Annotated in this window: 16 protein-coding genes; 8 read left to right on the forward strand and 8 right to left on the reverse strand. The window is 57.7% G+C overall.

The window, feature by feature from the left end; translation table 11 throughout:
- Positions 1-3 precede the first annotated feature (3 nt).
- Both AC0L2K_RS03790 and AC0L2K_RS03795 read left to right on the forward strand, forming a co-directional pair.
- Positions 4-1,464 carry an FGGY family carbohydrate kinase gene (locus AC0L2K_RS03790; RefSeq protein ID WP_473530645.1) on the forward strand — a complete coding sequence of 487 codons (1,461 nt, stop codon included), beginning with the start codon at positions 4-6 and terminating at the stop codon, positions 1,462-1,464.
- Positions 1,461-2,153 carry a class II aldolase/adducin family protein gene (locus AC0L2K_RS03795; protein ID WP_473530646.1) on the forward strand — a complete coding sequence of 231 codons (693 nt, stop codon included), beginning with the start codon at positions 1,461-1,463 and terminating at the stop codon, positions 2,151-2,153. Before AC0L2K_RS03790 ends, AC0L2K_RS03795 begins: the two co-directional genes overlap by 4 nt.
- Before the next feature lie 74 nt (positions 2,154-2,227).
- Here the strand turns inward: AC0L2K_RS03795 and AC0L2K_RS03800 are convergent, their stop codons facing one another.
- Entirely contained in the window at positions 2,228-2,701 is a 474-nt protein-coding gene (locus AC0L2K_RS03800; RefSeq protein WP_287175328.1) for a phosphatidylglycerophosphatase A family protein, read from the reverse strand.
- Between the two features lie 325 nt (positions 2,702-3,026).
- Between AC0L2K_RS03800 and AC0L2K_RS03805 the strand changes: the two genes are divergently transcribed.
- A complete protein-coding gene (locus AC0L2K_RS03805) occupies positions 3,027-3,653 on the forward strand; it encodes a CDP-alcohol phosphatidyltransferase family protein (protein ID WP_353682297.1) in 627 nt (208 codons plus the stop codon).
- Between the two features lie 55 nt (positions 3,654-3,708).
- On the opposite strand, the gene AC0L2K_RS03810 is transcribed toward AC0L2K_RS03805, so the two are convergent.
- Positions 3,709-4,383, reverse strand: coding sequence for a protein-L-isoaspartate(D-aspartate) O-methyltransferase (locus AC0L2K_RS03810; RefSeq protein WP_287227079.1), 675 nt, complete (start codon positions 4,381-4,383; stop codon positions 3,709-3,711).
- 457 nt (positions 4,384-4,840) lie between these two features.
- Between AC0L2K_RS03810 and AC0L2K_RS03815 the strand changes: the two genes are divergently transcribed.
- Positions 4,841-5,833 (forward strand): glycosyltransferase family 2 protein, encoded by a 993-nt coding sequence (locus AC0L2K_RS03815; protein ID WP_473530647.1) that lies wholly within the window; start codon positions 4,841-4,843, stop codon positions 5,831-5,833.
- Between the two features lie 185 nt (positions 5,834-6,018).
- Here the strand turns inward: AC0L2K_RS03815 and AC0L2K_RS03820 are convergent, their stop codons facing one another.
- Positions 6,019-7,260 (reverse strand): polysaccharide biosynthesis/export family protein, encoded by a 1,242-nt coding sequence (locus tag AC0L2K_RS03820; protein WP_473530648.1) that lies wholly within the window; start codon positions 7,258-7,260, stop codon positions 6,019-6,021.
- Between the two features lie 366 nt (positions 7,261-7,626).
- Here AC0L2K_RS03820 and AC0L2K_RS03825 point away from each other — a divergent pair, with 366 nt between their 5' ends.
- The 3 genes from AC0L2K_RS03825 (at position 7,627) to AC0L2K_RS03835 (ending at position 11,482) form a co-directional block, all read left to right on the forward strand.
- On the forward strand, positions 7,627-7,842 hold the full coding sequence (locus AC0L2K_RS03825) for an exopolysaccharide production repressor protein (RefSeq protein ID WP_473530649.1): 216 nt from the start codon (positions 7,627-7,629) through the stop codon (positions 7,840-7,842).
- A gap of 555 nt (positions 7,843-8,397) precedes the next feature.
- Positions 8,398-10,266, forward strand: coding sequence for a Wzz/FepE/Etk N-terminal domain-containing protein (locus tag AC0L2K_RS03830; RefSeq protein WP_473530650.1), 1,869 nt, complete (start codon positions 8,398-8,400; stop codon positions 10,264-10,266).
- 79 nt (positions 10,267-10,345) lie between these two features.
- Positions 10,346-11,482, forward strand: a complete 1,137-nt coding sequence (locus tag AC0L2K_RS03835) for a glycosyltransferase family 4 protein (RefSeq protein WP_473530651.1) — start codon at positions 10,346-10,348, stop codon at positions 11,480-11,482.
- A 110-nt stretch (positions 11,483-11,592) separates the two neighbouring features.
- Here AC0L2K_RS03835 and AC0L2K_RS03840 read toward each other — a convergent pair whose 3' ends face one another.
- The 4 genes from AC0L2K_RS03840 to AC0L2K_RS03855 form a co-directional block, all read right to left on the reverse strand.
- Positions 11,593-11,754: a hypothetical protein gene (locus AC0L2K_RS03840; RefSeq protein ID WP_473530652.1), complete on the reverse strand. Its 162-nt coding sequence runs from the start codon at positions 11,752-11,754 to the stop codon at positions 11,593-11,595.
- 552 nt (positions 11,755-12,306) lie between these two features.
- Positions 12,307-13,272: a glycosyltransferase family 2 protein gene (locus tag AC0L2K_RS03845; RefSeq protein WP_473530653.1), complete on the reverse strand. Its 966-nt coding sequence runs from the start codon at positions 13,270-13,272 to the stop codon at positions 12,307-12,309.
- Positions 13,269-14,549, reverse strand: a complete 1,281-nt coding sequence (locus AC0L2K_RS03850; RefSeq protein ID WP_473530654.1) for an O-antigen ligase family protein — start codon at positions 14,547-14,549, stop codon at positions 13,269-13,271. The genes AC0L2K_RS03845 and AC0L2K_RS03850 overlap by 4 nt, the downstream gene beginning before the upstream one ends.
- Positions 14,550-14,805: 256 nt before the next feature.
- Positions 14,806-16,863, reverse strand: a complete 2,058-nt coding sequence (locus AC0L2K_RS03855; protein ID WP_473530655.1) for a hypothetical protein — start codon at positions 16,861-16,863, stop codon at positions 14,806-14,808.
- A gap of 169 nt (positions 16,864-17,032) precedes the next feature.
- Between AC0L2K_RS03855 and AC0L2K_RS03860 the strand changes: the two genes are divergently transcribed.
- Positions 17,033-17,884 carry a sulfotransferase gene (locus AC0L2K_RS03860; protein ID WP_473530656.1) on the forward strand — a complete coding sequence of 284 codons (852 nt, stop codon included), beginning with the start codon at positions 17,033-17,035 and terminating at the stop codon, positions 17,882-17,884.
- Between the two features lie 473 nt (positions 17,885-18,357).
- Here the strand turns inward: AC0L2K_RS03860 and AC0L2K_RS03865 are convergent, their stop codons facing one another.
- Entirely contained in the window at positions 18,358-19,839 is a 1,482-nt protein-coding gene (locus tag AC0L2K_RS03865) for a lipopolysaccharide biosynthesis protein (protein WP_473530657.1), read from the reverse strand.
- Positions 19,840-20,138 lie beyond the last annotated feature (299 nt).

The following is a 20,138-nucleotide window of genomic DNA, read 5'->3' on the forward strand; positions in this document are numbered from 1 at the left end:
ACGATGGGTGACGGGCAGAAGGCGGACGGCGCAAGGATCGCCGTCTTCGATGTCGGCAAGACCAACATAAAGCTCTCCGCAATGACGCTTGACGGCGTGCTCGTGGAGAGCCTCTCTGTCCACAACGAAGTGCGGCCCGGTCCACCTTGGCGGCAGCACGATCTCAACGGCATTACCGACTGGCTGTTCGGCTCGCTCGCCACTTTGTGCCGACACCATCCGCTGGAAAAGGTGGTCGGCACCGGACATGGCTCCGCAGGGGTCTTGGTGAACGCAGATCCCGACGAGACTTGTGCCCTGCCGATGATTGACTACGAGCAGGATCTGCCGCCTGCAATTCGCGAGGGCTACGTGCCGCTTTCGGGCGATTTCTTCGATCGCGGCAGCGCGATCATGCTAAAGGCCGCTCACCAGGCGCGTCAGCTGTACTGGATGCAGCAGGTTGATCCGGAGCGCGTCGCTCAGGCTCGTTGGTATCTGGGCTTGCCTCAATATTGGGCCTGGCGGCTGTCAGGCGTGCCATCGGCCGAAACGACGATCCTCTCGGCACAATCCCATCTGTGGAACAATGTGCGCAAGCAGTGGTCGCCCATTGTGGCGGGGCAGGGATGGCAGCGCCTCATGCCACCATTCCATCCGGCCTGGGAGAGGCTGGGGCCAATACGGCACGATCTGGCGCGCCGGCACGGCATACCGGAAGAGCTGTCTGTCCTGACAGGCGGCCACGACAGCAGCCTGAACCTCTACCGCTACCAGGCGGCAGGCATGCGCGACGCCTGCGTGATCTCTACCGGAACCTGGATTGTCGGAATGTGCGCGGCGACACCTCTCGACCAACTCCATGAAAATCGCGGAATGGTGCTGAACAGCGACGTGACAGGACGCCCGGTCGGCGGCGTTTTGACCATGGGCGGACGTGAGTTCAGTCATGTAGCAGGGCAGGGGCAAGAAGGAACTGCGGCCGACGCTGCGCTGGTCAGCTTGCTGATTGAGCGCGGCACTTTCGCATTGCCGTCGTTCGGCGACGATGACGGCCTGTTTCCAGGCAGCGCTGGGCTCGGCCGGTTTGAAGGGCCGCCTGCAGAACCCCCTGCAGAGCGCAAGGCGCTCGCGGTGCTCTACGCCGCGCTGCTGACGGTAGAATGTATCGATGCGCTGAACGAAACCGGGCTGGTTGCATTGGATGGCACCTTCCTGCGAGACCCGCTCTACGCCACGCTGGTTGCGGCGCTGCGGCCAAACGCCGAAACGGTCTACAACCTCGACTCCTATGGCACCGCCTCGGGTGCGGCGCTACTTGGCGAACACGAAACGCGTGACACGCCGGCTCCGATCGCGCTCAGCCTGCCGACTGCCTTTGCCGGCGATCGTGAGACGCTCGCAGCCTATGCACAGCGGTGGCGCGACCTGGCGAAGCGAAACAACCTGCAACGGGCCAAGACCAGCAAAAGGAACGATCGATGACTGATGACAGCGCTCTGCGCCGCGAGATGGTGGATGCTTGCCGCCGGATGAACTCAAGCGGCATCAACCAGGGCAATGCCGGCAATTTGTCGGTGCGCTCTAGCGACGGTTTCCTGATCACGCCCTCGTCGCTGCCCTACGAAACGATGACGCCCGAAGACATCGTCGAGATGGGCTTTGACGGCACCTATGTCGGCCGACGGCCCTCCTCGGAGTGGCGCTTCCACCGTGACATTTTGAGGGAGCGGCAGGAGATCGACGTCGTGCTGCATTGCCACTCGCTCTACGCCACGACGCTGGCCTGCCATCACAAGACGATCCCGAGCTTCCACTATATGACGGGAGTGGCGGGCGGCACCACCATCCGCTGCGCGGAATACGCAACCTTTGGCACGCAGGCCTTGTCCGACAATGCCTTGGTTGCACTCAAGGATCGCCTCGCCTGCCTGCTCGGCCAGCACGGCCAGATTTCGCTTGGCAAGACCATGGAAGCGGCGTTGTGGCTGGCGAACGAGGTCGAAACCCTGTCGCGCATATATGTCCAGGCGCTTAGCCTTGGCGAGCCGCCGGTCCTTTCCGACGAGGAGATGGCGCGGGTGATCGAGCAGATGAGGAAGATGAGCTATGGCCAAGCGCCGGACCCGGAGGGAACGAACGACCTGGCGCGGCCACGCGACGCTGCGGTCTAGCGCTGCTCCGGCAGATTTTAGTGAAGGAGGTCTTTCTTCGCGCTGGGTGGCAGGTGGAGACTGAGTTGTCCTCCTTACGGCAAACGGTGAATCAAATCGTTCAGCAAAAGCAGCGACGCACCGGCGAAGACAGCCGCAGCCGCGTCGTCCAGCATGATGCCGAGTCCACCCCTTACCTTCTCATGCACGATGCCGATGGGCCAAGGCTTGGCGACGTCGAAAAACCGGAAAGCAAGGAAACCTGCTGCCCACCAGACCGGGTCTAGCGGCAGCATGGAAAGCGTTGCGGCGGTGCCGAAGGTCTCGTCAATGACGACGATCTGCGGATCCTCCGTCCTGGTATGGGAGACGACATGCGACGACGCCCATACTCCCACGGCGAATAAGCCCATATAGGCTAGCACGATCAGCCAAGGCGATGCAGGTATCAGGACCGCGGCAACAGCCACTCCGACGCCTGCGCCGGCGGTGCCTGGCCATACCGGAGATAATCCCGCGCCGGCAGAGGTCGCGAGCAGGTAAGCAAACCTGGGCAGAAATCTACGCATGGCGTTTCGGACGGCTTCCCGGTGAATTGCGAATATGCGTTGTATCAGTCTTTCCGGTTACTGCCGCTAATGCATGTCGCGCAAAAGCAGGCCTGACCCGAGGGTGCGCAGCGGTTTTGCGACAACGACGTGCGTAAAAACAAGAACTTGAAGCGCCTCGCATGAATCCATTCAGCCGCGACGCTTAGATCGCCAGTCGATTTGCGACAGCGGACACAGACGGACATTGCGCTGACCACCTCGATCGGCGCCGACCGGCTGGAACGAACCCTCAATTTGCCGGTTAAACGTCGCGGGGCGACATCATCGGAGGAGCCAAGTCATCATGATCGCCGGTCTCATGAAACGCCGTATCGACCCGCTATGGGAGCACGCCGCCTCTCCGCTGATCGGGATCGGCATGACCCCGAACCAGGTTACGTCAGGCGGGCTGGTGCTCGTCGCCCTGTCGTGCGCCGCCTATCTGTACCACCAGTCAAGCCTTGCCTTTGGCCTTTGCCTGGCGTTTGCGTTCACCTTCGACGCGCTCGACGGGGCGGTTGCTCGCCGCAGACATATGAGCACCAAGGCGGGTGGCTATTTCGACGCCATGGCCGACCGTTATCAGGAATTCGCCGTGTTTGCGGCAATAGGCTGGGTCGCCGATATGTGGGCAATCGCCATGATCGCGTTCGCCGGCGGACTCCTCACCAGCTACGCCAAGGCGCGGACTGCGATCGAAATCCCCATAGAAAACCAGGCATGGCCGGATTTCTTCGAACGGATGGAACGCCTGGTGTTCATTTGCGTGCTGTTGGTCGCCGACGGATTGGCGACCGCCATGGGCGCCGCTTCGCCCTGGATTCTGGCGGGCGGGTTCGCGCTGTACGCACTCGTGGCCAACGCGACAGCGCTGCAACGGATCAATCGCGCATTTGCGATGCTCAAACGAGCCGACGCGAAGCAGCCGTGAGACGGCGAAATCCCATAAGGATGAGGCGCCTGGTGCCTGTTGTCCGCACCCCTCGTTAGACCGTTTCGAGCCGGCTGAACCGAACCGGGATGATTTTGCGGGTCTTCAGTTGTCCTGCCGAATCCTTGTCGATGACCGTCAGCAACTGCCCTTGTTCAGGGCCTACAGGCATAACCAGGCGGCCCCCCGGCTTGAGCTGCTCGAGCAAAGCCGGCGGCGCCCGCCCCGCCGCGACGCTGACCAGGATCTTGTCGAATGGAGCGTGCTCGGGCCAGCCGCGAGAGCCGTCCCCGACACGAATGCTGACATTGGACAGCCCGAGGTCCTGCAGCAGAGCCTCGGCATGGCTTGCGAATTCCTCGATGATTTCGACGCTCCAAACCTGCCCGGCGAGTTCCGCGAGGATTGCGGTCTGGTAGCCGAGGCCGGTGCCGATCTCGAGCACCGCCTCGTGCGGTTGGAGAGCAAGGAGATCGGTCATGAGTGCGACGATGAACGGCTGCGAGACGGTTTTGTCGAAGCCGATCGGCAATGGCATGTCCTGGTAGGCATAAGGCGCGACCGAGCTTGGCACGAACAGATGGCGCGGCACCCGCTGCATCGATGCCATCACCCGTTCATCGAGCGCCGCCTTGCCGAGCTCTTCGCTTGCAAGGTCGGTATGGATTGCAATCATCTCGACCATGTGCCGGCGCAGCACTGCGAGATGCTCTTCGTTCATTGGCTTCATGGCCGTCGGGCTTTCTTCAACCAGGCTTGCTGCCAGTCAGGCTTATATCCTGTTCGTCACAGCAACGCCCGTCATGGTTTCCAGTTGCGGGTGGCACACGGCGACCGGAGGCAATTTTGGCCTTGCGCCTGGTCGAAATCGGCGGCGGCCCTGGAGATCCGATGCCATGCCGCTATATCGGTATGTCCTGGATCGCGGTGATTGAAGGATGAACGGCTGAATCGCGTGCATGCGTGGGCAGCCGGCGATCTCGACGGGAGCGGTTCCTAAATATCCAGCTAAAGTCCGGAAGCCGCTACTTTATCGCTTCCAGGAGTGCTGAGTGGAACTCGCCGGGGCCTCTGCCTTGCCGCTCGGCCGCCGTGGTTGAATCCTCATCAGCTAAAGTAGTGAAATCTGATGGAACTACCGGCCCTGATGTGCCATTTTACCACGTCGTGAGAGAAGACGAAGGCAAATGAGCCAGCACAATGCCACTGTGATAGGCGTCGTGGTGCCCATGTTCAATGCCGAGAGAACCATTCTCCCGACGCTGACCAGCATCTGCCAGCAGAACCACCAGGCGCTGGACATTATCGTAGTGGATGATGGGTCGACGGACCGGTCCGCGTCAATCGTGGCCGCCTATGCCGAGCAAGATCGGCGTATACGCCTTTTCAGGCAGCCGAACGCGGGTGTTGCGCACGCACGCAACAGCGGCGCCGCTGCCACCGATGCGGAGTTTCTAGCGTTCGTGGACGCGGATGATCTTTGGGCTCCATCCAAAATCGCACTGCAACTGCGCGTCCTGCAGGAAGGAGGCTCGTCAGCTGGCCTGGCATATTGCTGGTTTGCGGAGATCGACGAGGACGGTCGGATATTTTCATTCAAACAGCCCGATGCCGATGGTCGCGTGCTGCAACGCATGTGCAGAAACAACTTTGTCGGTAACGGAAGTTCGATGCTTGTACGTCGCTCCGCATTCGAGCGGGCGGGACAGTTTGATCCTTCCCTGAGGGCGAGGAACGCACAAGGCTGCGAAGATCTTCTAATGTGCCTCAGAATAGCGGAGAATTACGAGTTTCGTGTCGTGCCCCAACATCTTGTGGGTTACCGGAGGACGATTGGCAACATGTCGAGCGATGTCATGCAGATGTTTCGTTCGTATGAAATTGTCCTAGCCGAGTTTCGCGAGAAATATCCGCAATTTGTGAGCGATCTCAATGCCCATCTGCTTGACACGATTAATGGGCTTGCCGTGAGAGCTTTGGTTCAAGGGCGGCCTTCCGCAGCTTACTACCTGTCGAAGAAGCTCTTTGTCCTGGAGCCGGGCACGGCCATTTCACGTCTGCCTCATACGGTCGACGTCTGCTGCCGGGGGCTGGTTCCTCGCTGGATCAAGGTTCGAGTGAAACGGATGCGAAACGCCGAGTCTCGGTCTCTTTATGGGAAGATTTATCTGGAGAGGTGAGCGTCCCCTGTTCGGGCGCACCGAGCCGGAGCTGTTGAGGCTAGATGCTTGATCCCAGGCTTTGGCGGCGCACGCGGCAACCACGTCATTGCCCGGACCCTGAGCGGCCACCAGAACTCTCTTGGCCCGGATCACATCTCGATAGAACACGGTGTAACTGCGCGCCGCTCTAACACAATATTTAGTTAATTCGCGACCGCCGCTCCTGGTGGGGCCTCCAGCGTAATTGTTATGGTGTCACCCGGAGCAAGCAGAGTATCTTCAGTCGCCTCGGTCGTCGCTGCTTGTCCGTCAGTGGAGCGGGTTACACCGATCGTAATTCGGTCCCCTTCGCCAACAAGGTCGCTGCGCATCTGCATCACGTAGGCGATTTGTTTGGTCAATGAATCCATCTCAGCGCGCATTTGCGTCATCGCCGCGCGTTCAGTCTGCAAGTCAGCCAACAGGTCAATTCGACCCTGGTCGATAAGCTTATCAAGACTGCGCTGCAAATCCCCTTGGTCGCGTTCAAGTCGAGCGATCTCAGCGTTGGTTTGCAACGCGCGGGTCGCCGACAAGAGCACTGCGCGTTGAGCATCGTTGACCCTCGTGATCTGGATCAGACCTTTTTCGAAGAGCTTCTTGAGGCGAACAAGTTCCGCCGCATCGGCGGCTGCGCCCGCTTGATCCGCCTTCTGCTGCTCCTTCAGGTAGCCCATTCGTTCCGCCGCCTTGGTTGTGGCCAACTTAATCGAAGCGCGCTCCTTCTCCTGATCCGCATAGACAGCTTCAAGATGCTTCCCCTCCTGCTGCAAGGCTTCGTCGCGACGAGGTTCGAGGCTCGGGTCATGTTCTGCGTCCGGAAGCTCAATCGCTCTGGCGCCGCTCAGCTGCGCCTCTATGCGAGCAGCCTTGATTTCGCTTTCCTGGTACTTGATGCGCAGAATGTGGAGGCGGCCTCCAAGGTCCGCTGCTGTCATTTCAGGGTTTAGAAGCTCACCGCGACCGAGCTGGTAGCCGCCGCCAGCCGCCACAGCTTGTCGGACAGTCATGCCTGGTCTGAAGGCCTGAGTCCCAGGAGAGGCAATGTCCCCGTCAATATAGACGGGTCTGTATTCCTCAATATCAACTACAATCTGATCCGGGTAAAAACCAGTCCAAGTCTCAGTGCCGTCGGCGGATCGTTGCGGAAGGGATTTTGGTTTTAAAACCTCGATTACCTCCTTGCGAACATCCTCTATTGTCTTCCCGAGAACGTTTTGGGCGCCTAAGACCGGCAACACAATTACACCGCTTTGGTCGATCACAGCCCGCTTTTGCATTTCGGGATAGCCTATGACAGCGAAGCCGATCACGTCGCCAGTCTGCAGACGGTACTCGCCGACATTGTACTCCTCCGCTAGGGCAAGGCCATTCGACAGATTCGCGTTTGCGAACAACAGAAACATGCATGCGAGCGCAGCGCAGCTGCCTGCCCGTATCCAGCGCACCGATCTATTCAACATTCGCGATCACCCCGCAATGCTCGAGCATGACATCGACGCAGACCTTTCTCACAACGCCATTCTTTTGAGGCGAATTTACGCTCTGAACAATGGCATGGCCAGTCCGTGTGGCAAACCTCTCTTGGCCGCCGAACGGGAGTTGGTCGCGCCTGGAAGCAAGCGTCCTGGCACAGGTTGGGCTTATTTATTCGCATCTTCTAATATATATATCGGTCGCTCTGACCCGTTCCGATATGTTATGATGGTTAACGCGCTGAGGCCTGGATAGCCAAGGAGCGCGTCACGTCAGCGGCTGCGAGTGGGACGGCGATGTCCTTTTTGCTTTTTTTGCGAGGTCTTATCATAGTACTGTTGGCATTCGCCATCAGTATATATTTGCTTACCGGCTCCCTCTGGGGCACGTTTGTCCAAACGTTAATTTGTGGGATCTTGATGCAGATTGGGTACTTTGTTGCTGTCATGCTGCTAGTGTGGCGCTCGGTCTCCAAAGAATCGGTGACTCCGAAGTCACACATCACGCGATGAGTCCGAAAGGGAGCAACTGCCGAGCCACTTAGTGAGGCGGGCCACTCTCCGCCTTTATAGGCTCTGGTTGCTAGAGCAGGACGATCAGCAAGATGACACCCCACACCACGAAACAAAATGTCACTGCAACCTGTCTCATTCGGGCTGCGGAGAGGCTTTCCGCGAGGCGCCAGATGCGCACAGGACCCTTGAGGTGATTGTTATCGCGCGTCTGTGATCGACGAGGCATTCCTGTTTTCCTGCAGGACAGGCTCAACCGGAGCCCGGAATCTCTTGCTCAGATGTTTTGCCATTTGGCAATACGACTCAATTTCTTCTTTCAATTGGAGCTTACGACATGCAGCGGAATTGCGGCAGTCGGAGATGGGCCGCGTGAGGTTATTGCATCGAGGTTAGGAGTTGCGCCTTTGGCGAAGAGCTGATGCCCGCCCCGGGCGGTGCGCCTGTGCTCCGCGGGCGTCGATACTGAATTTGCAGACATTTAGTCAGATAATGTGGTATGTTGTTTGTCACTACCAATGCGCTGCCAGTCTCATCCCACGGGTGTGAAGGCTTATGCTCCGCGAAGTTGAAAAGCACCCGGATTCTGCCTTCACATTCGGCGATCCTCAGTGGGGAACGATTGATCTCGAAACACTCGTGGCGGCAGCGCAACGGCAGTTGAGGTTAGTCGTTACATGCGCGCTCGCAGGACTTGTGCTGGGGCTGGCGTATCTTTGGGCCGAGGTGCCCTTGTACGAGTCGACCGCCAGAATCCTGATCGACAAGAACCAGCCATCCGTCGTGACGAAGTTAACAGAGAGCGGAAGCTCCACACAGCTTGACCCGATGATGCTGAGTCAGGTCGAATTGTTGCTTTCCGACCGCATCGGACTAAAGGTCGTTGACAGCCTCGGTCTTGCTACCGATCGCTCTTTCTTGTCAGCGCCATATTCATTGCTCAACAGTCTCACAGGATCGGTCGCTCGGTGGCCCTTCATCGGCAGTTCCGAAGCAAGCGGAGCGCCGGTGAAATCGAGTGCCGCGCGAGGACCCGATCCTCGATGGCAGGCATTTGGCATTCTGGCTCAGAATATAACGGTAGCTCGTGTAGGGGATTCTTACATTCTGCAAGTCCAATTTCGGTCGCCTAGCGCCGAAATGGCGCAAAAAATAGCAAGCAAGTATGCAGAAATCTATATCTCTGACCAAGTCGGAGCCAAAGACGAGTCGATTATCCGAGCTCGCAGCGCACTGGCGGAAGAGCTCGAGACGGTGCGGAAGCGATCGGTCGATGCCGAGCTCGCAATCCACAGGTTCCGAACAGACAATACGCTGACCAAGGAAACGCTGGTTACCTTGCGCCAGCTCGAACTTGAGGCGTCCTCTCTCAAGACGCAATATGAACAGGTCCTGCAGCAGTACCAAGCGAGCCTGCAGAACCTTTCGGTGGCGTTGACGGAGGCGCGGACTATCTCGGAGGCACCATACCCCAGCAGACCGAGTTCTCCGAACAGCAGTCTTACGTTGGCGTTCTGCGTCGTGCTTGCCGGCATGGTTGGCGCCGGTGTGGGCGGAATTCGGGAGTACCGGGAGCGCTTTTTCCGCACGTCGGCTCAAGTGCGCGATGAGCTCGGACTTGAGACGCTCGGAATGATCCCATTACTGGACGGGAAGCCAATTCGCCGAAACAAGCACGATCCTGCGGCTGGAGAGCCGTCATTCATCGAGGTGGGGAACAGCGCTTTCAACTGGGTAGAGCAACATCCGCGCTCGGAATTCGCTGAAGCGATGCGAACGGTGAAAGTCGCTGTTGACGTCGAGTTACCAAGGAAGAGCACCAAGGCGCTCGGCATCGTTTCTTGCCTCCCGGGAGAAGGGAAGTCTCTGGTCGCTGCTAATTTAGCGATGGTTCTTGCAATGCAGCGTTGTAAGACGTTGTTGATCGATGCCGATATCCACAATCCGGGCTTGTCCCCTATGTTAGCCAACGGTTGGGAACGAGGCCTGGCCAACTTGTTGGCTGGAGAACTTAATCCGAGAGATTTGCTGGCCCATCCGTCATTGCCATTGAGGTTCCTGCCCGGCGTGAACCAGAGCCAACAAAAGCTCGCAAACACCGTGCAGCCTATCGAGAAAATGGGCGACTTTCTGCTCAAGGTGGGCCCTATGTTCAATTACGTCGTCGTTGATTTGCCCCCGTTGGCTCCAGTCGCGGACGTGAGGTCCTTTGTCCAGCACCTCGACGGCCTTGTTCTGGTTGTTGAATGGGGTGTGACCGCTCGTACATTCGTGCGCGAAATTCTCAATAACAACCCGATCCTGGCGGATAAATGCATCGGCGTTCTGCTCAACAAGGTCGATATCAAAAGAATCAAGCGGTACCAAAAGTTCGGCAGTGCCGAATTCTACAGTGAACGTTATCATCGGTATTACCAGGCCTAGTTGTGGAGCAGGCAGCCCGCCTAAGTATCCCCTCATATCGGCTAAAGGCGAGGCGGGCGGCGTTGGGAGTTCTTGACCCATGATATCTCAGCCTCCGCTCGGCATCATCCTGATGACGTACGAATATCATCCATTTCCTGGTGGCATCGGAACATACGCCGGACGGTTGGTCGACATCGTTCGTGCTGGTGGCCACGCCGCGACCGTCATAGCACCTGCCTATCCTGACCTTCCTGCCGTTCCCCAGGAGCCGGGGACCCATCGCATTCTGCGGCATCATCAAATTTCTCCATTCGGGGCGCTGCGGGCGCTTTCTATTCTGCGCAACGTTCCTAAGGACAGGTTGTTTTTGGCCGCCGACATACGCAGTGTACTTGTGACATTTGTGCTACGACCGTTCCATCGTAGAGGGTATCGAGCGATGATTCATGGCAGCGAAGTCAGCAAATTCAGGACCGATTCCATCCTTTTTCGGTTTGTACGCCGCGCCTACGAAGGAGCAGAGGTCGTTTTCGCCAACTCACATGCGACGCTGCGGATCTTTTCCGAAAGTTTTGGAATGCCCCGGAAGGGTGTCGTCACGTATCTCGGCGTGGATCCCATGTGGTTTCAGCCAATCCATGGGAATTTTGAACATCCGCAGCTTGCAGCTGTACCACAAGCTGCAAGCGTCATTTGCGCAGTCGGACGTATCGAGCCTCGGAAGGGCCAGTTGGAAACTGTCCGGGCTATCGCGAGCGCGCGCGATGAATACGGATTAGACAATCCGATCTTTGTGATGGCTGGACGGGCCGAAGATCAGGCCTATGCCTCAAAGATATTGGATGAAGCGGCACGAGTTCGTGTTCCAGTGATCGCTACCGGTAGGCTGTCCGACGACGACTTAAAGCGCTTATACCGCCGTGCGGCGTGCCACACATTGTTCGCACGAGAGCTACAGGGAAAGATCGAGGGCTTCGGGCTAGTGTTGGTTGAGGCCGGTGCGCAAGGATGTCCTTCGATAGCGACGGCCGTCGGCGGAATACCCGAGGTCATGGGCTCCACTGGTGTGCTGGTGCCCCCGGAGGACGTGAACGCGATGGCCCGCGCGATAGCAACCTATGTGGCCAATGCAGAACTGCGTGAGCGCGACGGTGCTCTTGCCAAATCACGGGCACGCACCTTCGACTGGGCAACCTGTGCAGGCGCGACGTTTCCGGAGCTGAAATGGGGCTGAGCCCGAGGCCAAAGTAGCTGCTCAGCTTTTCCAGAGTCGGGAACCAATGAATATCGCCAAACGATGAAAGGATTGTTGAAGCAACCACGGAAGTCCGCCCGGTATCGTTATCAACCGGAGAGCTCGTGATCCTTGAGCGATTGTTTGGCGAGAGTTTTATCAAGCTCGGCGAGCTGCACCGATACACGTTCACCGAGCACTCCGCGACTGATCATCTCGAACCTCCGGAACAGGCCAACGATGTCCGAGCTCAGTGAAACGCGTGAAATCATAAGCCCCCTCATGCACTTGCTGCATGAACGGTGTCTTATCTCTGAAACGACCTGTTCCGGATTAATCACATGCTCGAGGACCGCCTCCGCGATGAAATGCGTGTGTGCGGATGGTAGATGTCGAATACAATTGTCGAACGGCCTCGGTCTCATAGAGGCCATCGGTCCCCGCGCCCTTGGTCCCGGCGCCGATCATGAGTACGAGGGGCACTCAATGCCGTACCCGAGAACGTGGTCGCGAAAGCTGACAACGTTTTGCGCGCTGAGATTGCAGTTCCGAAGGGCCATCCCTTATTGATCCTCAGCCAGTTGGTCGCCTCTTTATGGATGAGATGCCACTTGCCGTCAGCACAACGGGACGCACGAGACTGCAAAAGAAATCGATCAGTGCGGGCTGACCATGCACAACCGGATAATCGGTCGTGTGCGCATCGGAGAGCTCTGAATTCGCCTCCGTTATGGTCCTGCCGTCGCGGTACAGAATAATCGCTACGGAAGGATTGCAGGGCTGCCGCCTCAGATGCTCGAACTCTCGCCATTCCGCCAGCATCATTAAGAGCCGTCAGCAAAGTCTCTGCGCAAGGCGCGGTAGAACAGTAGCTTGGCTGCACGGCGCACCTGCGGATCCATGCCCCTCGGCAGGGCGCAAAGAAAAAAGTAAACGTACACCCGCCATGACAATGGATCGTGCCACATCGCGCGAATGAGCAAGCGCGCTCCGCGTTTCATTTCGCCTTGAGCCACGCAATCATTGCCCGCCTTTGCGTACAAACGCGCGTTGCGCCGACGCGCGAGGTGCGTTAGCTCCGGCCGTCGCATGGCCCAATCTCGCGTGAGGCCTTCGCCTACCGGCAGAAGCGCGTCGAGTCTGCGGGTTATGTTTGAGCCATGGCGCCGTTTATAGACGAGTGCTCCGGCCACATGTTGAAATGTCCAACGCTCGGCTGCGCGCATACAAAACTCTGTATCCTCTCCAGCCCTGAATGCCTCGTTGAATAACCCGATATCTTCGACCATCTCCCGCCGCATAACCATACTGGAAGGAATAATAGGCCCATCAAGCAGAAAATATGTCCGCAGCGTATCGCATTGGTCCGCGCGATAGCGGCGCACGGCGACGTGTAGAGCATCGGACAGATCCGGAGCGGAAAAATCGACAAAATCGCCATAGACAAGACCTGCCTTGCAGCCATTGCCCAAGACGGCTAATTGACGCTCAAGCTTGTCCTCGGCCCAGAAGTCATCGCCGTCGAGAATTGCAATAAGATCGCCGGCAGCATGTCTGATGGCAAGATTCCTCGCCGATGAAAGCCCGATACCCGCCGTCGTCAGGACATGTACGCGCGGCTCCCTGCGACCCAGCGATGCAATCGCTTCCGACGAGCCGTCCTTCGAGCCATCATTGACAATGATGATCTCTTTGATGTGGCTCGACGCGGTCTGATTAATCACGCTTTCCACTGCCTGCACGATGAAGCGTTCTTCATTGTGACATGTCATGATAACCGAAACACTCATCTCGCGTTTCCTGGCAAGGGGCTCGCGAGAAATCGAGGATGTCTCATGCCCCTGGGGTGGCTCCTCCGCATCCTGTGTAATGATAGGCAAAGCCCGTGCCGCGTCAATTCAGGCAGGAGCGAGACAAGACTCAGCGTAACGAAAGCTCGTGTGCCGGAGGCTTCTGTTCCAACGTAAAAGGCGCAAGGAACAAGGAGCACGAGGGGCAGAAGCCGTGCCTGGACCGCTCCGATCAATCCGTGAGAAAGCGCCCAGCTTAGAGTACGGCTTAAGCGAAACCATGCTGCAATCCATATGAGAACATAGAGGCTGAGCCCAATGATGCCGTTCTCGGTGAGGATACGTTGAAACTCGCCATGTATCCCAAGCTGCAACTCGTCAGGAAGTTCGCTGAAATCCGTCTCGATAATATTCTTGAATTGGTTCGTACCCACGCCCATCAGTGGATATTCGGAGATGAGTTGTCTGGACAGCGTGAAAGCAAACGCGCGCTGTACATTGCTCGGGGTGTCTCCGGGGGCATATTTCCCCTTCGCGACCAGATATTCGAATTGCCCCATGCTCAGCGGATCGAGAATGGTCTGCATTTGCTTCTCGACATAGGCGTTATTGATCGTGGTCGACAGCACGAAAAGTGCCACGAAGCCAGCGGCGATCGCTGGCACCATCGCAGCGAGCCGTCCGCGCATCAGAAGCGCGGCGGTCAGAAAGAGATAGATCAAAAACGCCTTGCGTTCCCCAGATAGCACGAGCAGGGGAAGTATCCCCGCCCATACCAACCAAAGGGTGCGCCGCTTGCCCCGGTTGACGAAGAGGAGGAGCCCTGCGAGCGCAATTGGAAGGAAGGTGAACGCGAGCCTCGGATCGACCAGATGCTTCCAACCGACCAAGTAGCCATGGGCGACATGCCAGGTGATCGTATAGGTGAGGATCAGCACCATGCCGAAAAGCAAGATGTTGACGGCCTTCTGCGTCTCGAGCCATCTAGCCTCCTGTGCGATGGCGAACGCAAAGGCGCCCACAGTGGACATCTGCAACAGCTCGCGCAGGCCGTTCTCTGCGTCCACGCTGAAGGCCGAGACCATGTGCCAGCCCAAGAAGGGCAGGAGCAGTAGAAAACCGGCTGAAAAAGCCAACCTTCGCCAACGCCCCGTCGCCAGGCCAAAAAAGAGCATCAGCAATGCGATCAGCTCGAACGGACGCAGCAATACAAGACCCGTCTCGAGCCTGATTGGCAGGAAGAGGCTCAGTATCGCGAATGTGAGGAGATAACGCATCACAGCCCCTCGCGGCGCGATATCCTTTTAGCATGTTCTCTTTCCCGGAGACAGAACTTGTTGGATGTATCAATGCCAGCGGGCGGTGAAAGACATCGCCGTGCTCGAGCCGACGGCCTCATCGTTCCGCCCGCTGTGGCATCGCATATCGAAGTGGTTTCCGACTGTTGGGAAAACTCACCCTCCTCGGCTGCGGGGAGGCTTACTGCAGTCCGACGAGAGTGATGACGCATCCTGACGGCGCGCAGTCGATGACCTAGCCGACGGTCTCGCTCTCCGGGGTCCAGGCTTCTGGCTGGTCGAGCCCAGAGACCGCGCGAACATTGCAGCGAATCTTATGCCCGACATCCCGCGAACTGAGCTCATAGCTTGTGCCGGTTTCGCCCACGATCGGAACGCCGTCACGATACCATAGACACTCTATTTGCGACGCAATAACGTTCGGTACGACGGTCAGCGCCTGGCCCGGTGAAGCCTGGCCCGAGAAGGCCGGCAATGCGCTGAAGCCCGTCGGGACCCTAGCCAGGTCCGTTTCCGTCTGCCGGACCCTTATATAGTCAATGACCATGTCATACGTCTGCGACGGGTCCGGTTGAGCGCGCCCCTTTTTTTCATCGTAAGCGAAATCCACCATGATGTATTTTTTCGCTGCGAGTTCCGCTGTCGTCGGAACGCGCGCCACTTCATAGCCGTCGATCACGAAATAAGTATAATCATCTTCGATCTGCGCGTACCAAGTATGAAATTCGCCATCGTATACGTCGATCGTGCTGGGAAAACCACTTGATGGATCGACTTGATAGCCGGCGATTTTCCGGCGCACGTCACGTGGCGTGATATGTGGATCTGCATAGCCGAGTCTGGGTTTGTGCACGTGCTGGCTGATGTTGATATAGGCCCCATTGAGACCGTCATATTCCCAAAAGTCCGTCTCAAGACGATTGCGCGTCCGCCAGAATAGATGCTCCTTCCCATACGCCCAGAAAGCAGGGAAAAATCCAGGGCGGGGCGCTGCGATCTTCGGCAGTCTGGCGCGGATCTCAAAGATCCCCTTTCCCCAACACCGCCCCTGGCCATTGTTGTTCACGGAAGAGAAGGCACCTGTTCTCCAATGGCGGCCCTTTTGCAAGAGCCGGAGCGCCAGCGTGTGGCTGGTGGCGTCGTGCACATATGAGGAGGGCGTCGCCGAGATCCGCTGGGTAATGGCGTCAACACCGACGGTCGTCAGATGGGTCGGCGCATACCAGATGCTGCCTTGCGCGCCTTTGGAATCATCGACTACCGTGTTGGAGACGAAGTCGTCAAGAAAAACCGTTGTGTAACCGTGGATCGGCGGCGCCGCCTCACCACGATGAGCATATCGCTCATCGCCGATGGCTGCCCAGGACGCCCACGAGGCTGAATCGAACGCATAACGTTCCGGTTCGTCGTTCGCATCCACGGCTGAAGGAGGGCTCTGGCGATAGGGATGATCGTCGGGCAAGTCGGCTTGCCGGCCGGCGCGCCACATGCCCCATCCCATCAGCTTGTCGATCTGCGAGTCATTGAGTTCGCTTTGTCCGATGATGACGCAGTCGATCGCGACATCGGCCCTCATTGGATTGTTCACATCGCCCATGAAGCTCTGCGATTTCACACGGTTGGGTGCCAATGCATAAACCGTCTGGCCGGCCGTCTTGACCCCATTCACCACGGCCTGCATCGCGAATCCGCGGCGGTACCCGACCATGACATTCCAGTCGCCAAAATCCGTCGAGCATAGCCCTTCCTCGCTCTTGAGCTTGCCGTCATGGAGCCGCGAAACGAATGTGCCGGCCGAGGGCTTGAAACAGACCTGGGGCTGGCGATGCACCGGGCCACCCTCCGCGCCATTGACGCAAAGAACGGAAACGTTATTCGCGTCGGCGTTGACTGCCGAATTGCACCGGGCGATCACCAACCACCAGCGGTGAAGATACGGGGCATCGTTATCGGCGGGCCAAGTCAATGCCTGTTTCGTGCCCTTCTTGAAGAGAACGCCGCCGTTATTCGGAAGCTTTGTCGGGCGCAGGGAGGGCTCGGCTTGCATCGCAGCCACCGGCTTCACGCCGCCCGATTGCCACGAGGAGACTTCGCCTTCGGCCAGATCCTCCTGAAACCAGGATTTCACAATCATTTCCGGGAACAGACCAGGATGCCAGGAGTGAGCGTTCGGCTGCGAGCCTTGCGCCGGACCGGCGGCGCGAGCGTCCCGTCCTGGGCGACCGGATGCCGTCAGCACAAGGGCGGCGCATGCGGCCCGTGCCAAATCCCGGCGAGAAATGCGGTTGGTCATTATCGTGTGCCAATAATTGCTGGTTTCGGGATGAGACTCCGCATGGACACCCGTTACTTACTATCGCGCTTCTTCTCACAAGCTCCGCAGTATATTATAGGTTTCAGTTTAGCCTTTCAACGACAGCCAGGGAAGTGGGTCGCGCCTGATGCGATAACGGAGAAAGCAGATGCAGACCGCTGACAGGATCGGTGCTTCGCCTCCCACCAGGCCGGAGAAAGCTCTTCCGCCCAATGCGCTTCTATTGAATTGCTTTGGCCGGGGTGGGTCAAACATTGTCTGGAATATCATCGGCAGTTCGCCGGATGTGTTGATGCCAAAGTACGAATGGCATGCGGGAGTGTTCGGACGTTTCTACAAGCTGCGCAAGGCTGCGTGCCATATCGGCGGGGCCATCAACTGGGCATCTGTTCCCTTCCTCTGGCGGCATATGCGCGCAGCGACTGCCGAAACGGTCCTCCCCGGAGAGCGCAACGAAAAGTCCCAAGCACGCTACGTCGTTTTGAAAGTGATGGATTACTACATTGCATTCGACGACGCAATTGCGCGCGGCTTTATGGAAGCGCGGAACCTTGTGCTTACGCGGCATCCATTACCGATGTGCGAAGGGCTGATGCGCAGCGGTCTCAGCGAGGCGCGCGCGATCAAATGGTACAATGATGTGACTAGCCTGATGTTCAAAGCCTCGAGGAAGCGTGATGCGTTATCGCTTCGATTCGAGGACTTGATCCAATCACCGGATACCTTTGTTAAAAGCCTTTACGACGCGCTCGGCATAGCAGCAGCGGATGACGGAAGGATCCGGTTTAAGGTCAAATCATTTGGGACGGAGCGGACGACGAACACAAACGCCGCGACTGGCGAAAAGCTGCGGATAAGGTTGGACGAAGCACCCGATCACATCGCACCAGACGTCAACACCCGAGCGGTTGCCCGCCTCGATCATTCAGCACGACAGCGGATTTGGACAGGCACCCGCGCAACTGCGGAATTGTTCGATTATGGAGGTGACAATTTCTGACTTTGCGCGGTTCGATGACGGGCAAAGATACGCCGAACGGTTCGTGTCCGCAATCGAGGACGCATAATGCGATCACACGCGGCTCACGACTTTGAAGCCGTGGTCACCGTTGGCGCTCGGCCTCAACCGGGCTGTGCAGCTTCAGCATCGTTGGCATGCCCACTGCAGCCGTAACGCTGGCAACAGAGATCGACCGTGTGATCACGGCATCGGGCGCCGTCAGCTATGCGAGCAACGACACGGCACCGCCAAAGACAAGCTATTGGGCTGGATATGGTCAAATGGTATGCACCACAAACCAAAACGCCGCTCCGGATTGTAGACCTTCCTGATTTCGCTCCACTTGCTCCTGCAGGGTCGATCGAGGGGAATTGCAGAGAACGGTTCTGCAGCCGGTTGCTTGAAACGCGCTGCATGCCTTCACGACCTGCATGGTGTTTGCAACCTGGCCCGGTGGGGCTATGCAAATCCAATCATTTCGTTTTCTTGGATGTTAGGGTTTGCAGGACTTCCGCGCCATATTTCCCGAAGAGGAGCGACGCTCTCAGATAGACAGTGACAACGGACAATGTACCTATAACGAAAAGCCCGGTCGCGAGCACAAGATAGTCGGGCGATCCGGCAAGCAGCATTTTGACCGCCGAGCCGGTGGCGAACACCGCAGCGGCGAATGCGACAGGCGGCACATGGACGAGCGCGAAATCCAGAGCCGATAATCCCGTTATCCGACAACTCATCGCCGCATAAAGGAAGAAACTCGTCGCAATGGCGCCGGACACTGAAAAGGCCACTGCGTTCACGCCGTAGGGCGCCGAGAAGAATGCGAATGAAGCGACAAGGGCCATGTAAATGATCTGCATGGAGGCCATTCGGTAACTTTGGCCCGTCGCAAGCATCACGGCTCCGCACACTCTGTAACCCACGCGGAAATAAATTACTGCAGAGAATATGATAATGGGAGCGACGGCATCCGTCCATTTCTGGCCAAGGATTGTCAGAACAATCTCTTTTGCGAAACAGCATAGAAACGCGCTAGTTGGTAGAGCAAGCGCCGCCGTCAAAGCATACCCCTTGAGCTGAGCGCTGCATAGCCTGGCCTTATCGTGATGAACCTTCGACAGGAGCGGGAAAATCACGCTATTGTTCAGATTGCCGAACAGATTTGCTGGCATAGCAATCAGATAATACGCTCGCGAGTAAATTCCCAGCTCTGCAGTGCCGATCAATCGCGCGACAATAACATTATCGATATTTTTGGCGGTGACGGATGATATGCCAGCCAGCGAATAGCCTAGGCTCTGTCTGCGGATATCGCGATAGGACTGCATGTCGAAACTGGGCCTCACGAGATAGTCCCTGGCGATGAAGAAATAGATGCTGGCCAGGATCGATGCCTCGGCCATATACGCGACCACCAAGGCCCAATAGCTGAGTCCAAAATAGGCAAGCGGAATGGCCAGCCCGACATGGGAAGCAATCCAAGCGACCAGACTCGCTGTGGAGGATATTCTGAATTTCAGGTGCCGCGACAAAATAGCCCCGGCGGTCAGATTGAACGCGTTCGCGATCATCATCACCGCAAGGAGGCGCGAAATGAGGACCAATTCCGGTACATGAAGGAAATCGGCAATCTGCGGTGCAAACACCCATTGAAGCAAGCCGAGAATGGCAGCGATTGTCATGGACAAGAAAACTACGGTTCCGATATGGCGCTCGTCGACGTCCCGTCGCTGGACCAGGACTTGCGACATGCCGAGATTGGCAATGTTATTGCCGACGGCTGCGATGATCAGCGCAGCGCCGGCAACGCCGTATTCCTCGGGGGAAAGCAGGCGCGCGAGAACGGCCGTGACCAGGACATTCAAAAAGGTTCGGGCCAGCAATGTGGCACCCGACCACGAGAGGCCGTTGGCTGCCCTTCGTGTCAGGTTTTTATGTCCAGTTACCTCGTCCAAGTTGACCTGCTCCGGACTGTCCAATTGGACTGCCACGCTTCAGTGCATGCAAGCGTGCTCCAACCTCATGAGCTATTTTCTCGCCCAAGGCCTCGCGGGGTGGATCCCTCAGGCGCTCACCGTTTTCTCCATCGCTTCATAACCTAAGTCATTATGGCAGCGGATACTGCCGCATCCAGGGCACTTTCCCTGGCCACGAAGCTCAGCTTTTCGCGAAAGTCGACCGTCATGGCTAATTACTTGGCCTCTTTGCTGCGTTGTAGGCGATCAAGAATCTCGTTCAGCGCCGCTCTCCGGCA

The sequence above is a fragment of the Mesorhizobium sp. WSM4817 genome, assembly GCF_055811135.1.

What these genes read in the sequence shown, in the direction of transcription:
- AC0L2K_RS03830 (WP_473530650.1), top strand. Translation starts at nt 8,398, where the DNA reads ATGCTCCGCGAAGTTGAAAAGCACCCGGATTCTGCCTTCACATTCGGC.
- AC0L2K_RS03795 (WP_473530646.1), top strand. Translation starts at nt 1,461, where the DNA reads ATGACTGATGACAGCGCTCTGCGCCGCGAGATGGTGGATGCTTGCCGC.
- AC0L2K_RS03845 (WP_473530653.1), bottom strand. Translation starts at nt 13,272, where the DNA reads ATGAGTGTTTCGGTTATCATGACATGTCACAATGAAGAACGCTTCATC.
- AC0L2K_RS03790 (WP_473530645.1), top strand. Translation starts at nt 4, where the DNA reads ATGGGTGACGGGCAGAAGGCGGACGGCGCAAGGATCGCCGTCTTCGAT.
- AC0L2K_RS03860 (WP_473530656.1), top strand. Translation starts at nt 17,033, where the DNA reads ATGCAGACCGCTGACAGGATCGGTGCTTCGCCTCCCACCAGGCCGGAG.
- AC0L2K_RS03840 (WP_473530652.1), bottom strand. Translation starts at nt 11,754, where the DNA reads ATGATTTCACGCGTTTCACTGAGCTCGGACATCGTTGGCCTGTTCCGG.
- AC0L2K_RS03815 (WP_473530647.1), top strand. Translation starts at nt 4,841, where the DNA reads ATGAGCCAGCACAATGCCACTGTGATAGGCGTCGTGGTGCCCATGTTC.
- AC0L2K_RS03855 (WP_473530655.1), bottom strand. Translation starts at nt 16,863, where the DNA reads ATGACCAACCGCATTTCTCGCCGGGATTTGGCACGGGCCGCATGCGCC.
- AC0L2K_RS03810 (WP_287227079.1), bottom strand. Translation starts at nt 4,383, where the DNA reads ATGAAGCCAATGAACGAAGAGCATCTCGCAGTGCTGCGCCGGCACATG.
- AC0L2K_RS03820 (WP_473530648.1), bottom strand. Translation starts at nt 7,260, where the DNA reads ATGTTTCTGTTGTTCGCAAACGCGAATCTGTCGAATGGCCTTGCCCTA.
- AC0L2K_RS03825 (WP_473530649.1), top strand. Translation starts at nt 7,627, where the DNA reads ATGTCCTTTTTGCTTTTTTTGCGAGGTCTTATCATAGTACTGTTGGCA.
- AC0L2K_RS03800 (WP_287175328.1), bottom strand. Translation starts at nt 2,701, where the DNA reads ATGCGTAGATTTCTGCCCAGGTTTGCTTACCTGCTCGCGACCTCTGCC.
- AC0L2K_RS03805 (WP_353682297.1), top strand. Translation starts at nt 3,027, where the DNA reads ATGATCGCCGGTCTCATGAAACGCCGTATCGACCCGCTATGGGAGCAC.
- AC0L2K_RS03835 (WP_473530651.1), top strand. Translation starts at nt 10,346, where the DNA reads ATGATATCTCAGCCTCCGCTCGGCATCATCCTGATGACGTACGAATAT.
- AC0L2K_RS03850 (WP_473530654.1), bottom strand. Translation starts at nt 14,549, where the DNA reads ATGCGTTATCTCCTCACATTCGCGATACTGAGCCTCTTCCTGCCAATC.